At 69.3% G+C, this 13,123-nt stretch carries 11 protein-coding genes; 8 read left to right on the forward strand and 3 right to left on the reverse strand.

All coding sequences use genetic code 11. The features are described from left to right. The first annotated feature begins 2 nt into the window (after window positions 1-2). From BST28156_RS29100 to BST28156_RS29125, 6 genes are all read left to right on the forward strand, one after another. A complete protein-coding gene (locus BST28156_RS29100) occupies window positions 3-1,208 on the forward strand; it encodes a CaiB/BaiF CoA transferase family protein (RefSeq protein ID WP_174904045.1) in 1,206 nt (401 codons plus the stop codon). Between the two features lie 112 nt (window positions 1,209-1,320). Further along, window positions 1,321-1,626, forward strand: coding sequence for a DUF485 domain-containing protein (locus BST28156_RS29105; protein WP_060246770.1), 306 nt, complete (start codon window positions 1,321-1,323; stop codon window positions 1,624-1,626). An 11-nt stretch (window positions 1,627-1,637) separates the two neighbouring features. Then, entirely contained in the window at window positions 1,638-3,323 is a 1,686-nt protein-coding gene (locus BST28156_RS29110) for a cation acetate symporter (protein WP_174904046.1), read from the forward strand. A gap of 354 nt (window positions 3,324-3,677) precedes the next feature. Continuing rightward, window positions 3,678-4,967 (forward strand): dicarboxylate/amino acid:cation symporter, encoded by a 1,290-nt coding sequence (locus tag BST28156_RS29115; protein ID WP_009688793.1) that lies wholly within the window; start codon window positions 3,678-3,680, stop codon window positions 4,965-4,967. Window positions 4,968-4,971: 4 nt separating this feature from the next. Then, a complete protein-coding gene (locus BST28156_RS29120) occupies window positions 4,972-6,969 on the forward strand; it encodes a sensor histidine kinase (RefSeq protein ID WP_174904047.1) in 1,998 nt (665 codons plus the stop codon). Window positions 6,970-7,069: 100 nt separating this feature from the next. Beyond that, complete coding sequence (locus tag BST28156_RS29125) at window positions 7,070-8,425, forward strand: sigma-54-dependent transcriptional regulator (protein WP_174904048.1); 1,356 nt, start codon at window positions 7,070-7,072, stop codon at window positions 8,423-8,425. 82 nt (window positions 8,426-8,507) lie between these two features. On the opposite strand, the gene BST28156_RS29130 is transcribed toward BST28156_RS29125, so the two are convergent. Then, on the reverse strand, window positions 8,508-9,041 hold the full coding sequence (locus tag BST28156_RS29130) for a TlpA disulfide reductase family protein (protein WP_174904049.1): 534 nt from the start codon (window positions 9,039-9,041) through the stop codon (window positions 8,508-8,510). A 162-nt stretch (window positions 9,042-9,203) separates the two neighbouring features. Here BST28156_RS29130 and BST28156_RS29135 point away from each other — a divergent pair, with 162 nt between their 5' ends. Next, window positions 9,204-9,776, forward strand: coding sequence for a hypothetical protein (locus BST28156_RS29135; protein ID WP_174904050.1), 573 nt, complete (start codon window positions 9,204-9,206; stop codon window positions 9,774-9,776). A 331-nt stretch (window positions 9,777-10,107) separates the two neighbouring features. Here BST28156_RS29135 and BST28156_RS29140 read toward each other — a convergent pair whose 3' ends face one another. Next, window positions 10,108-11,736, reverse strand: a complete 1,629-nt coding sequence (locus tag BST28156_RS29140; protein ID WP_174904051.1) for a YifB family Mg chelatase-like AAA ATPase — start codon at window positions 11,734-11,736, stop codon at window positions 10,108-10,110. A gap of 247 nt (window positions 11,737-11,983) precedes the next feature. Continuing rightward, entirely contained in the window at window positions 11,984-12,235 is a 252-nt protein-coding gene (locus tag BST28156_RS29145) for an accessory factor UbiK family protein (protein WP_006489451.1), read from the reverse strand. A gap of 352 nt (window positions 12,236-12,587) precedes the next feature. Between BST28156_RS29145 and BST28156_RS29150 the strand changes: the two genes are divergently transcribed. Further along, window positions 12,588-12,926, forward strand: coding sequence for a P-II family nitrogen regulator (locus BST28156_RS29150; protein ID WP_006398175.1), 339 nt, complete (start codon window positions 12,588-12,590; stop codon window positions 12,924-12,926). Window positions 12,927-13,123 lie beyond the last annotated feature (197 nt).

Here is a 13,123-nt window from a genome sequence, read left to right on the forward strand (position 1 = left end):
CGATGACGAACCAACCGTGCCCGTTGCCGCTCGCCGGCGTGAAGGTGCTCGATTTCTCGCGCGTGCTCGCGGGCCCGTGGTGCGCGATGGTGCTCGCCGATTTCGGCGCGGAAGTGATCAAGGTCGAGCATCCGGCGCGCGGCGACGACACGCGCGACTGGGGGCTGCGGATCGGCGACACCGAGACCACCTACTTCAACAGCGTGAACCGCAGCAAGCGCTCGATCTGCCTCGACCTGCAGACGGACGCAGGCCGGCGTCTCGCGCGCGAGCTGGCCGCGCAGGCCGACGTGCTGATCCACAACTTCAAGTTCGGCGGTGCGGAAAAGCTCGGCCTCGGCTACGACGCGCTCGCGGCGCTGAATCCGCGCCTCGTGCACTGCGCGATTTCCGGCTACGACCGCTCGGGCGCCGAGGCCGCTCGGCCCGGCTACGACCTCGTCGTGCAGGGCGAGGCCGGGCTGATGGCGCTGAACGGCGAGGCCGACCAGCCGCCGCTGAAGTTCGGCGTCGCGGCGGTCGACCTGTTCACCGGCATGTATTCGGCGCAGGCGATCCTCGCCGCGCTGGTCGAGCGTGAGACGACCGGGCGCGGCCGGCGCGTCGAGATGGCGCTGTTCGACTGCGGGCTGATGATCACCGCGTACTACGGGCTCGATGCGCTGCTGAAGGGCGAGGATCCGCCGCGCTACGGCAACGCGCATCCGTCGATCGTGCCGTACGGCGTGTTCGACGCGGCCGACGGCCCGCTCGTGATCACGGTCGGCAACAACACGCAGTTCGCGCGCTTTTGCGACGTGCTCGAACGGCCCGACCTCGCCGCCGACGCTCGTTTCGTGACCAACCTCGGCCGCTCGGAAAACCGCGCCGAACTGCTGCCCGAGCTGCGCCGCGAACTCGCGCGCCGACCGCGCGCGACGCTGCTCGCGGCGCTCGCCGAAGCGGGCATTCCGTGCGGCGAGGTGCTCGGGCTGCACGAGGCGCTGACGTCCGAGCGCGCGACACGTGCGGGGCTCGTCACGCGGCAGCCGCATCCGGTTGCGGGCGAGGTCGACGTGCTGGCGCCGCCGTACCGGTTCGACGGCGCGCGGCTGCCGGTGCGCGGTGCGCCGCCGGTGCTCGGCGCGGACACCGAGGCGGTGCTGGGCGGCTGGCTCGGGCTGTCGGCGGACGACGTCGCGCGGCTGCGCGCCGAGCGCGTGGTGTGACGGCCGCACGGCCTTCCGGATCGGTTTACCGCCGCGGCGCGGGCGGAGCGGTTCGCGCGCCGGCCCACCACGATACGTCCGTCGCATGGGACGACGGGCGAAAGGAGACACCATGGAGCTTTCCGTCATCGAATCGGTCACGGCGCGCCGCGACTACCAGCAGCTCGTACGCGCGCGGCGCCGCTTCAGCTTCGTGCTGACGGCGCTGATGATCGCCACCTACTACGGCTTCATCCTGCTCGTCGCGCTCGCGCCGCACGTGCTCGCCGCGCCGCTGTACCGCGGCGCGACGACGACGGTCGGGATCGTCGCGGGCGTCGCGATCATTGCGATCGCGATCGGCCTGACCGCGTGCTACGTGCTGCGCGCGAATCGTGCGTTCGACCGCCGGGTCGACGCGATCCTCGGACGCACTTGACGGAGGCCGCGATGCGACGTTCATCCATAGCGCTCGGCGCATTTTTCACGTTGCTTTGCAGCGCCGCCCATGCGGTCTCGGTGGCGGGCCCGATGCCCGACCGGGTCGAGCTGAATCCGGTCGCGATCGCGATGTTCTTCGCGTTCGTGTTCGCGACGCTCGCGCTGACGCGCTGGGCCGCGCGGCGCACGCGCTCGACGCGCGACTTCTATACGGCGGGCGGCGGCATCACCGGCCTGCAGAACGGGCTCGCGATCGCGGGCGACTACATGTCGGCCGCGTCGTTCCTCGGCTTGTCGGGGATGGTGTTCATGTTCGGCTTCGACGGGCTGATCTATTCGATCGGCTTTCTGGTCGGCTGGCCGTTCGTGATGTTCCTGATCGCCGAGCCGCTGCGCAACCTCGGCAAGTTCACGTTCGTCGACGTCGTCGCGTACCGCTTCGCGCAGCGGCCGATCCGGCTGCTCACGTCCGCGAACGCGCTGACGATCGTCGTGCTGTACCTGGTCGTGCAGATGGTCGGCGCGGGCAAGCTGATCCAGCTGCTGTTCGGGCTGTCGTACGGCGCCGCCGAGCTGATCGTCGGCGTGCTGATGGTCGTCTACGTGTTCTTCGGCGGGATGACGGCCACCACCTGGGTGCAGGTGATCAAGGCGGTGCTGCTGCTGTGCGGCGCGACGCTGCTCGCGTTGCTCGCGCTCGGCGAGTTCGGGTTCAGCGTCGACGAGATGTTTCGCCGCGCGGTGGCCGTGCATCCGGGCGCGCTCGGGATCATGGGCCCCGGCAAGCTGATCCGCGACCCGGCCAACGCGCTGTCGCTCGGCATCGCGCTGATGTTCGGCACCGCGGGCTTCCCGCACATCCTGATGCGCTTCTTCACGGTGCCGAACGCGAGGGAGGCGCGCAAGTCGGTGCTGTATGCGACCGGCTTCATCGGCTACTTCTACCTGCTGACCTTCGTGATCGGCTTCTCGGCGATCGTGCTGCTCGCGCAGCATCCGGAATTCTTCCGGCTCGGCGCGGACGGCACCTTCAACCTGACGCGCGACCTGCTCGGCGGTTCGAACATGGTGGCGGTGAAGCTCGCGCAGGCGGTCGGCGGCAACGGGTTCTACGGGTTCATCGCGGCCGTCACGTTCGCGACGATCCTCGCGGTGGTCGCCGGGCTGACGCTCGCCGGCGCGACGACCATCTCGCACGACCTGTACGCGCAGATGTGGGCGCGCGGCAAGCCCGACGAGCGGCTCGAGATGCGCATCTCGCGCGCGGCGACGATCGGCCTGTCGGCGGTCGCGATCGGGCTGTCGATCCTGTTCGAGCACGTGAACGTCGCGTTCATGGTCGGTCTCGTCGCGGCGGTGGCCGCCAGCGCGAATTTCCCGGTGCTCGCGATGTCGATCTTCTGGCGCGGGATGACGACGCGCGGCGCGGTGCTCGGCGGCGGCCTCGGCCTCGCGTCGGCCGTCGTGCTCACGGTATTGTCGAAGTCGGTGTGGGTCGACGTGCTGCATCACGCGCATGCGCCGGTGTTCCTCGATAACCCGGCGCTGGTCTCGGTGCCGCTCGCATTCGTCGGGATCGTGCTGGGCTCGCTCGCGGACCGCAGCGAGCGCGCGCGGCGCGAGCGCGACGCCTTCGCGCAGCAGGAGTTCTACGCGCAGACGGGCGTGCTTGCCGGGCAGGCCGTGCAGCACTGATTCGTCCGATCAAACGCCGCATCCGTCCGGATCGCCGGACGGATGCTTTCCGGATTTCCGGAATCCCGGATTTCCTTGCATGCCGCATGACGGGAAATACAATGAAAACAACGGCTTGAGGGATTTCGGGAAGCTGGCATCGACCTTGCAATATAAAACGCACGGCCGCCCTTCGGCCTCAACTACTACAGCAAGGAGACAACCGATGACCCACGCCTTCCTTTCCCCCCGGATGTCCTGAGGCATCGCTTGTTGCGGCACGGCAGCCGCGCGGGCGAGTGCGTTTCCCCTGACATTCGCCCGCGCGCGTGACGCCGTTTCCACCGGCTCACCCATCCTTCATCAGGAACCATCGTGAAGAAGAAACCCATCTACAAAGTGCTCTATGTGCAGGTGATCTTCGCCATCGTCGTCGGCGTGATCCTCGGCCACTACTATCCGTCGCTCGCCACCGAGATGAAGCCGCTCGGCGACGGCTTCATCAAGCTGATCAAGATGGTGATCGGGCCGATCATCTTCTGTACGGTCGTGACCGGTATCGCCGGCATGGAGGACATGAAGAAGGTCGGGCGCGTCGGCGGCAAGGCGCTGCTGTACTTCGAGATCGTGTCGACCTTCGCGCTGCTGCTCGGCCTCGCGGCCACGCACATCCTGCGTCCGGGCGTCGGCTTCAACATCGATCCGGCGACGCTCGACGGCAAGGCCGTCGCGTCGTACGCGGCGAAGGCGCACGGCCAGTCGACGGTCGACTTCCTGATGCACATCATCCCGAACACGATGGTCGATGCGTTCGCGCAGGGCGAGATCCTGCAGATCCTGCTGATCGCGCTGCTGTTCGGCAGCGTGCTCGCGCACCTCGGCGAGCGCGGCAAGGTCGTCACCGACTTCATCGACGGGCTCACGCGCGTGCTGTTCGGCATCGTGCACATCGTCACGAAGCTCGCGCCGATCGGCGCGTTCGGCGCGATGGCGTTCACGATCGGCAAGTACGGCGTCGGCTCGCTGGTGCCGCTGCTGAAGCTGATCGGCACGTTCTACCTGACCTCGGTCGTGTTCGTGCTGGTCGTGCTCGGCGCGATCGCGCGCTTCACCGGCTTCTCGATCATCCGCTTCGTGTCCTACATCAAGGAAGAGCTGCTGATCGTGCTCGGCACCAGCTCGTCGGAAGCCGCGCTGCCGCAGCTGATGGAGAAGCTCGAGAAGGCCGGCTGCTCGCGTTCGGTGGTCGGCCTCGTGGTGCCGACCGGCTATTCGTTCAACCTCGACGGCACCAACATCTACATGACGATGGCCGTGCTGTTCATCGCGCAGGCGACCAACATCGAACTGACGTGGATGCAGCAGCTCACGCTGCTCGCGGTCGCGATGCTGACGTCGAAGGGCGCGAGCGGCGTCACCGGCGCGGGCTTCATCACGCTCGCCGCGACGCTCGCCGTCGTGCCGACCATCCCGCTGTCGGGCATGGTGCTGATCCTCGGCATCGACCGCTTCATGAGCGAGTGCCGCGCGCTGACCAACATCGTCGGCAACGGCGTCGCGACGGTCGTCGTGTCGGCGTGGGAGAAGGAGCTCGACCGCGCGAAGCTGCGCCAGGCGCTGAAGGGCGGTGGCGAGGTCGCGACGACCGAGACGGCCGGCGTCTGACGCGATGAAGGAGCAGGCGGCACCGCCCGCGGGCGGCGCGCCGCGCGGCGGCGATCGGGGGGCCTATGACACAATAGGCGATCCGCATCGCCAGGAAGTCTCGACCGTGAAGCGCCGCCTGCTCGTCCTCGTCGTGCTCGCCGCCCTGCTCGGCGCGGCCTGCGCGCTGACGTGGACCTTCACGTGGCGGCGCGGCGTCGCCGAACTGCAGCGCAACGCCGCGGTGCGCGTCGACCGCACCACCAATGCGCTGAAGAGCACGCTCGACCGCTACGAATCGCTGCCGTATCTGCTCGGCAGCCATCCGTACGTGCAGGACCTGCTGGGCGAGCCGAAGCGCACCGACTACGCCGCGCGCGCGAACCGCTATCTCGAAGACCTCAACGAACACGCACACGCGACCGTCACCTACGTGATCGGCGCGGACGGGCTGTGCGTCGCCGCGAGCAACTGGCGCGCGCCCGACAGCTTCGTCGGGATCGAATACCGTTTCCGCCCGTATTTCATCGACGCGATGCATGGCCAGGTCGGCCGCTTCTTCGGGATCGGCACGATCTCGCGCGATCCCGGCTACTACATCTCGCAGCCGGTGTGGCGCGACGGCCGGATCGCGGGCGTCGTCGTCGTGAAGCTCAACCTCGAATGGTTCCAGGGCGCCGACGCGTCCGAGCCGCTCGTCGTCGCCGACGATCACGGCGTCGTGTTCCTGTCGTCGGTGCCCGCGTGGAAGTACCACACGCTGCGGCCGCTGACGGGGCCTGTCGCCGCGTCGATCTTCGAGACGCGCCAGTACGCGCAGCAGCCGGTCACGCCGCTGCCGCTGCGCGTCGAGCAGGTGCTCGGCGCCGACGCGGAGATCGTGCGCCTCGGGCCGGGCCTGCGCGCACCGCGCTTTCTCGCGACCCGGCGCCGGATCGGCGAGCCCGACTGGCAGCTGGTCACGCTCGCGCCGATTGCGCCGGTCGACGCCGACGCGCGCAACGCGACGATCGTCACCGGCTTCGGTTTCGTGTCGGTCGCGCTGCTCGCGTTCTACTGGCGAATGCGCCGCGCACGCGTGCGCGAGATGATCCGCGGCCGCGCGCTGCTGCAGCAGGCCTATGCGGAGCTGAACCGGCGCGTCGAGGAGCGCACGGCCGACCTGTCGGAAGCGAACGAGCAGTTGCAGAAGGAGGTCGGCGACCGGATCCGCGCGGAGCAGGAACTGCGCGCCGCGCACGACGAGCTGATCCAGGCGAGCAAGCTGGCCGCGCTCGGCCAGATGGCGGCCGGCATCACGCATGAATTGAACCAGCCGCTGGCCGCGCTGCGCAGCTTCTCGGACAATACGCGCGTGCTGCTCGATCGCGGCGAGCAGGGCGCCGCGCGCGAGAACCTCGAGGCGATCGCCGCGCTGACCGAGCGGATGGGCAAGATCACGAACCAGTTGAAGCTGTTCGTCGGCCGGGCGAAGCCGCGCAACGAGCGGGCACTCGTCGTGCGCGCGCTGCGCGGCGTGCTGTCGCTGCTCGGCGAGCGGCTGCACGGCGTCGCGCTGACGCTGACGCTGCGGGACGCGACCGTATCGCCCGCGCGCGACGCGCCGCTCGATCCGGCCGACGACCACCCCGAACTCGTCGCGCGCTGCGAGGACCTGCGTCTCGAGCAGGTGCTGATCAACCTGCTCGGCAACGCGCTCGACGCGGTCGCGGGCGTCGCCGCGCCCGCCATCGACGTGACGGTCGCGGTGTCGGCCGCGACGCTCGGGATCGAGGTGCGCGACAACGGGCCCGGCATCGCGCCCGAGCTGCTGCCGCGCCTGTTCGAGCCGTTCTTCACGACCAAGGAAATGGGGCGCGGCCTCGGCCTCGGTCTCGCGATCTCGTCGTCGATCGCGAGCGACGCGGGCGGCGCGCTGACCGCGCGCAACGCGCCGTCGGGCGGTGCGCTGTTCGTGTTGACGCTGCGCCGGGCGCGCACGCATCATCCGGACGCCGTGTCCGAATCGGCGGGCTCGCATTGAGCGCGAGTTCGCCGCGGCCCGACCGATCGCGGTCCGGTCTGCATCAACGACGCCGCGCGTGCGACGCTGCCGCGCGGCCCGCCAGGAGCAAGGGAATACGATGGCCAACCGGCTGCAAGTGATCTATATCGAAGACGATGCGCTCGTTCGCCGGGCGAGCGTGCAGAGCCTGCAGCTCGCGGGATTCGACGTCGCCGGCTTCGAATCGGCCGAGGCGGCCGACAAGGCGATCGTCGCGGACAACGCGGGCGTGATCGTCAGCGACATCCGGCTGCCCGGCATGAGCGGGCTCGAACTGCTCGCGCAGTGCCGCGAGCGCGCGCGCGACGTACCGGTGATCCTCGTCACCGGGCACGGCGACATCTCGATGGCCGTGCAGGCGATGCGCGACGGCGCGTACGACTTCATCGAGAAGCCGTTCGCGGCCGAACGGCTGATCGAGACCGTGCGGCGCGCGCTCGAACGGCGCGAGCTGGTGCTCGAGAACCACGCGCTGCGGCGCGAGCTGGCCGGCCAGAACGTGGTCGCGCCGCGCATCATCGGCCGCAGCCCGGCGATCGAGCAGGTGCGCAAGCTGATCGCGAACGTCGCGCCGACCGACGCGTCGGTGCTGATCAACGGCGACACCGGCGCCGGCAAGGAACTGATCGCGCGCAGCCTGCACGAGTTGTCGCCGCGCCGCGACAAGCCGTTCATCGCGGTCAACTGCGGCGCGCTGCCCGAGCCGATGTTCGAGTCGGAGATGTTCGGCTACGAGCCCGGCGCGTTCACCGGCGCCGCGAAGCGCCGCGTCGGCAAGCTCGAATACGCGTCCGGCGGCACGCTGTTCCTCGACGAAATCGAGAGCATGCCGCTCGCGCTGCAGGTGAAGCTGCTGCGCGTGCTGCAGGACGGCGTGCTGGAGCGGCTCGGCTCGAACCAGCCGATCCGCGTGAACTGCCGCGTGGTCGCGGCCGCGAAGGGCGACATGAGCGAACTGGTCGCGGCCGGCACGTTCCGGCGCGACCTGCTGTACCGGCTCAACGTCGTGACGATCGCGCTGCCGCCGCTCGCCGAGCGCCGCGAGGACATCGTGCCGCTGTTCGAGCACTTCATGCTCGACGCGGCCGTGCGCTACGGCCGGCCCGCGCCGGTGCTGAGCGACCGGCAGCGCGCGAGCCTGATGCAGCGCGACTGGCCCGGCAACGTGCGCGAGCTGCGCAATGCGGCCGACCGTTTCGTGCTCGGCGTCGCCGACATGCCGCAGGAAGCGGACGCGGGCGGCGGCGATGCCGCGAACGAGCAGACGCTGAAGGAGCGCATCGAGCAGTTCGAGCGCGCGGTGATCGCCGAGGCGCTGAACCAGACGGGCGGGGCGGTGGCCGCGACGGCCGACCGGTTGCACGTCGGCAAGGCGACGCTGTACGAGAAGATGAAGCGCTACGGGCTGTCCGCGAAAGGGGATGCCGAGCGCTGAAAAGCAAACGGACCGCAGGACCGGGTGTCCGGTCGTGCGGTCCGTGGCGCGGGTGCGTGTCCGGCGCGTTCGGGCCGGGCGCTCAGGCCGCGTTGCCGTCGAGCGCCTTCTTGAGCAGCGCGTCGAGTTCCGCGAACTGCGGTGCGCCGACGTAGCGCTTCAGGATCTTGCCGTCCTTGTCGACGACGAAGGTCGTCGGCGTGAGCTGCACGTTGCCGAACTGCTTCGCGACGCTGCCGTCGTCGAGCGCGACCTTGAACGGCAACTGGCGCGTCTGCGCGTAGTTCGCGACGTACATCGGCGGATCGTAGTTCATCGCAACCGCGACGAAATCCAGCCCCTGACCCTTGAAGCGGTTATAGGTCTCGACCATCTGCGGCATTTCCTGCATGCAGGTCGCGCAGCTCGTCGCCCAGAAGTTCACGAGGTAGACCTTGCCCTTGAGATCGCCGGCCGTCGACACTTTCTGGCCCGACAGCAGCGTGAACGTTGCGTCCGGCACGCTGGACTTGCCGTTGAACGCAAAGAAGCCCGCGACGGCGATGGCCGCGACGATCACGGCGGCGGCGATGTAGCGGACCGGGCTGTGGCCCTGGACGGGAGGCGTGGTGTTCATCTGCGGGGCTCTCGGAGTCGGACGATGACGCGAAACGATACAAAGGACGTCGAAATTCGGCGCCTATTTTAGCGCGAATGCGGCGTGTGCACCGGTGGCCGCCGCGCATCCCCGTCGTTCCGTTCGACGCATAATGGGCGTTTTGCCTGCCCGATCCGCACCATGCCGAAGGAATTCGCCGATTCGCTGCGTCCCCTTTTTATCCCGCTGCGGCGCTTCGTCGCACTTGCGTGCGCGAGCGTCGCGCTGGCCGCGTGTACGCCGTCGTTCGACTGGCGCACGCTGCACAACGACGCCGGCTATACGATCGACCTGCCTGCGAAGCCGACCGTCGAAGACCAGCCGGTCACGATCGGCGGCACGTCGATGCCGATGCGGATGCAGGCCGCGCACGTGGACGGTGAGGTATTCGCGGTCGGCACGCTGACACTGCCCGACGACCGCGACGACACGCGCCGGGCCGCGCTCGATTTCCTGCGAACGGGGCTGTCGCGCAACCTCGAAGGCGCGCCGCAGATGGCCGCGGTGTCCGTGCCGCTCGCGGCCGGCGGTGCGGTGAACGGGCTCGAGCTGCGTGTCGCCGGTGCGGCGGCCGGCGGCGATCGCGCGCGCAAGACGATCGTCGCGCGCTTCGTGGCGCGCGGCCGGCATGCGTATCAGGCGGTGGTGATCGCCGACGGGCCGCTCGCGCAGGAGCAGCTCGACCAGTTCTTCGGCTCGTTCAAGCTCGACTGACGGCGGCGGCGGGGCGCTCTGACTCGATGTGACAACTGAAAGTTCATTCGCAGCTTTCGACGCTAATCGCCGGATTTTGCGGGGGTTTTTCAGCTATCCACAACGCGTGTGGATAACTTTGTGGAAAGATTGCCCGAATCGGCCGCGAAGCCGCGCCGGACGGCCTTCCGGCCCGTTCGGGGGTTTGTCCGGGTTTACGGAAAAGTCAATAAAAACAACGGGATGCGAATTTCGCTTCCGACCGTGCGCGACGAGCCGCGATTCGGGGCTGGATGCGTGGAATTGTGCATAAGTCAAGTCTTGACAGGCGGATTTTGTCCTAAGAGGCACTTCAAGGAGGCGCCAGCGCACGCCGATAACGGATCGCTTCCGCGATCTGCGCGGCCGTCGGCAGCGGGTCGCCGTTCAGGTCGGCGATCGTCCGCGCGACCTTGAGCACGCGATAGTACGCGCGCGCCGACCAGCCGAAGCGCTCGCCGGCCTCGCGCAGCAGCCGTTCGCCTTCGTCGGTCGGCCGGCACAGGTCGTCGGTCTCGCGCCCGCTCAGCATGTGATTGGTCTTGCCCTGCCGGTCGAGCTGGCGCGCCCGCGCCTGCGCGACACGCGCGGCGACTGCGGCGCTCGGCTCGCCGGGCGTCGACAGGCGCGCCGCCAGCTCGGCCGGCGACAGCGCGGGCAGCTCGATCTGGATGTCGATGCGATCGAGCAGCGGCCCCGACAGCTTGCGCAGGTAGCGCGCGGCGACCTCGGGCGTGCAGCGGCAGCGCCCGGACGGATCGCCGAGCCAGCCGCACGGACACGGGTTCATCGCGGCGATCAACTGGCATGCGGCCGGGAAATCGGCCTGCTGCGCCGCACGCGAGATCGTGATGCGGCCGGCTTCGAGCGGCTCGCGCAGCATCTCCAGTACATGCCGGTCGAATTCGGGCAGCTCGTCGAGAAACAGCACGCCGAGATGCGCGAGCGTGATCTCGCCCGGCTGCGGCGGATTGCGGCCGCCGACCAGCGCGGCGGCGCTCGACGAATGATGCGGCGACCGGAACGGCCGCCGGCGCCACTGCGCGGGCGAGAAGCCGAGACGGCTCGCCGACAGCAGCGCGGCCGAGCTCAGCGCCTCGTCGTCGGTCATCGGCGGCAGCAGCCCGGGCAGCCGTGCGGCCAGCATCGACTTGCCGGCGCCCGGCGGCCCGACCATCAGCATGTGATGGCCGCCTGCGGCGGCGACTTCGAGCGCACGCCGGGCGCCGCGCTGGCCGACCACGTCCGCGAGATCGGGCGCGGCCGGCATCGGCAGCCCGTCGAGGCACGGCGCATCGACCGGCGCAAGCCGCCCGTCCGGCGCGCCGGCGAGGTGCGCGCACAGCGCGGGCAGGTCGGGTGCGCCGAATACGGTAACGCCGGGCACGAGTGCGGCCTCGGCGGCGCTGGCGAGCGGCAGGTATAGCTCGGGCGGCCGCGACGCGGACCCGGTGTCCGGAACCGGGCCGACTCCCCACGCGGAGCCCGAATCCGGTGTGATGCCGGCGCGCAGGCCGGAATCGGCGTCGCGATCCGCCGCCTGCGAATCGCGCGCCACGCCGCACGCCATTGCGAACGCGCCGCGCATCGGCCGCAGCGCGCCGGTCAGCGACAGCTCGCCCGCGAATTCGCGGCCGGCCAGCGCGTCGGCCGGGATCTGGCCGTTCGCGGCGAGGATGCCGAGCGCGATCGGCAGGTCGAAGCGGCCGGACTCCTTCGGCAGGTCGGCGGGCGCGAGATTGACGGTGATGCGCCGCACGGGGAATTCGAATCCGCAGTTCTGCAGCGCGGCGCGGACGCGCTCGCGGCTTTCGCGGACTTCGAGATCGGGCAGGCCGACGATCGAGAACGACGGCAACCCGTTGGCGAGATGGACTTCGACGGTGACGTCCGGCGCGCGGCCGGCCGCCGGCGCACGACTGCGCACCACGGCGAGCGACATGGCAAGGCTCCTGTATACGGTCGGGCGGCGGCCGTTCGGGGGCCGCATGCCACGAAGGGCTGAGGATTCGGAGCGCGCTTGCCGGCGTGGCGCGGGGGAAAGAACGAGGGACTGCGGAACGACGAACTGCGACGCGCGAGGAACTGCGAAGCGCGCGGTACGACGGGGAACGGCGGGGCGACTTCCGGGTGGCGGGCGCGGGCCGCGCGGGGCGGCCCGGCCCGGACCTGTCGGTCGGGTGGGGGCGTCAGGCCTGCGGCGCTGCGAGCTTCTGCTCGAGTTCCGCCACGCGCTTTTCGAGTTCCTCGAGGCGCACGCGGGTGCGGGCGAGCACCTGGGCCTGCGTATCGAATTCCTCGCGCGTGACGAGATCGAGCTTCGAGAAGCCTTGCGACAGCATGGCCTTCACGTTGCGCTCGACATCCTTGGCCGGCGAGTTTTTCAGCAGGTCGCTGACGCGCGACTGCAGATCGTTGAAAACGTCGCTGGGTTGCTTCATGTGATTCCCCTTCCTTGCACAAAAAATGTGCATCTTCAGTTGCATACGTGCCCATGATGCACGCATGACCGGAATTGGTGCGCCCGAGGCGCGGATTCCGGGCATGGCGCCCGCATGGGTGAATGTCCCGGTCAGCCGGGACGTGCGTGCACTCTAGCAACGATCCTTTCCCGGCGCCAGCAAACCGGCCCACGTTGGCCGTCCGGCCGAGGTTTCGCGCCCGTCGCGAAGGGATGCGACCCCGCATGAAAGCCATTCGACAAGGGCCTCGCGCAGACATGGCATGCGAGTTGCTGAAGAGAACCCGTCACTATCCAACCCATGCGACGGGGCAACCCAGCGAGAGGACTTCATGAAACTCATTACCGCAATCATCAAGCCGTTCAAGCTCGATGAGACGCGCGAGGCGCTGTCGGCCCTCGGCGTCTCCGGCATCACGGTGACCGAGGTGAAAGGGTTCGGGCGCCAGAAGGGGCATACCGAGCTGTACCGCGGCGCCGAGTACGTGGTCGATTTCCTGCCGAAGATGAAGATCGAGGCGGCCGTGTCCGACGATCTCGTCGACCAGGCCGTCGAGGCGATCGAGCGGGCCGCGCGCACCGGCAAGATCGGCGACGGCAAGATCTTCGTCACGCCGATCGAGCAGGTGATCCGGATCCGGACCGGGGAGACCGGCGCAGACGCGCTGTAACGAACAAGACGAGCGACAAGAGGAAACCCAAGATGCGCAAAGTTCTGATGTCCCTGCTGATGGCCGGCTCGCTGATCGCGGCCGGTGTCGGCCCCGCGCTCGCGGACGACGCGGCGTCCGCTGCGGCTGCGTCCGCGCCTGCCGCTTCGGCGCCCGATGCGTCGGCCGCCGCCGCACCCGCGGCCACGGCCTCCGCC

It is taken from the genome of Burkholderia pseudomultivorans (genome assembly GCF_902499075.1).
Classification (GTDB): domain Bacteria; phylum Pseudomonadota; class Gammaproteobacteria; order Burkholderiales; family Burkholderiaceae; genus Burkholderia; species Burkholderia pseudomultivorans.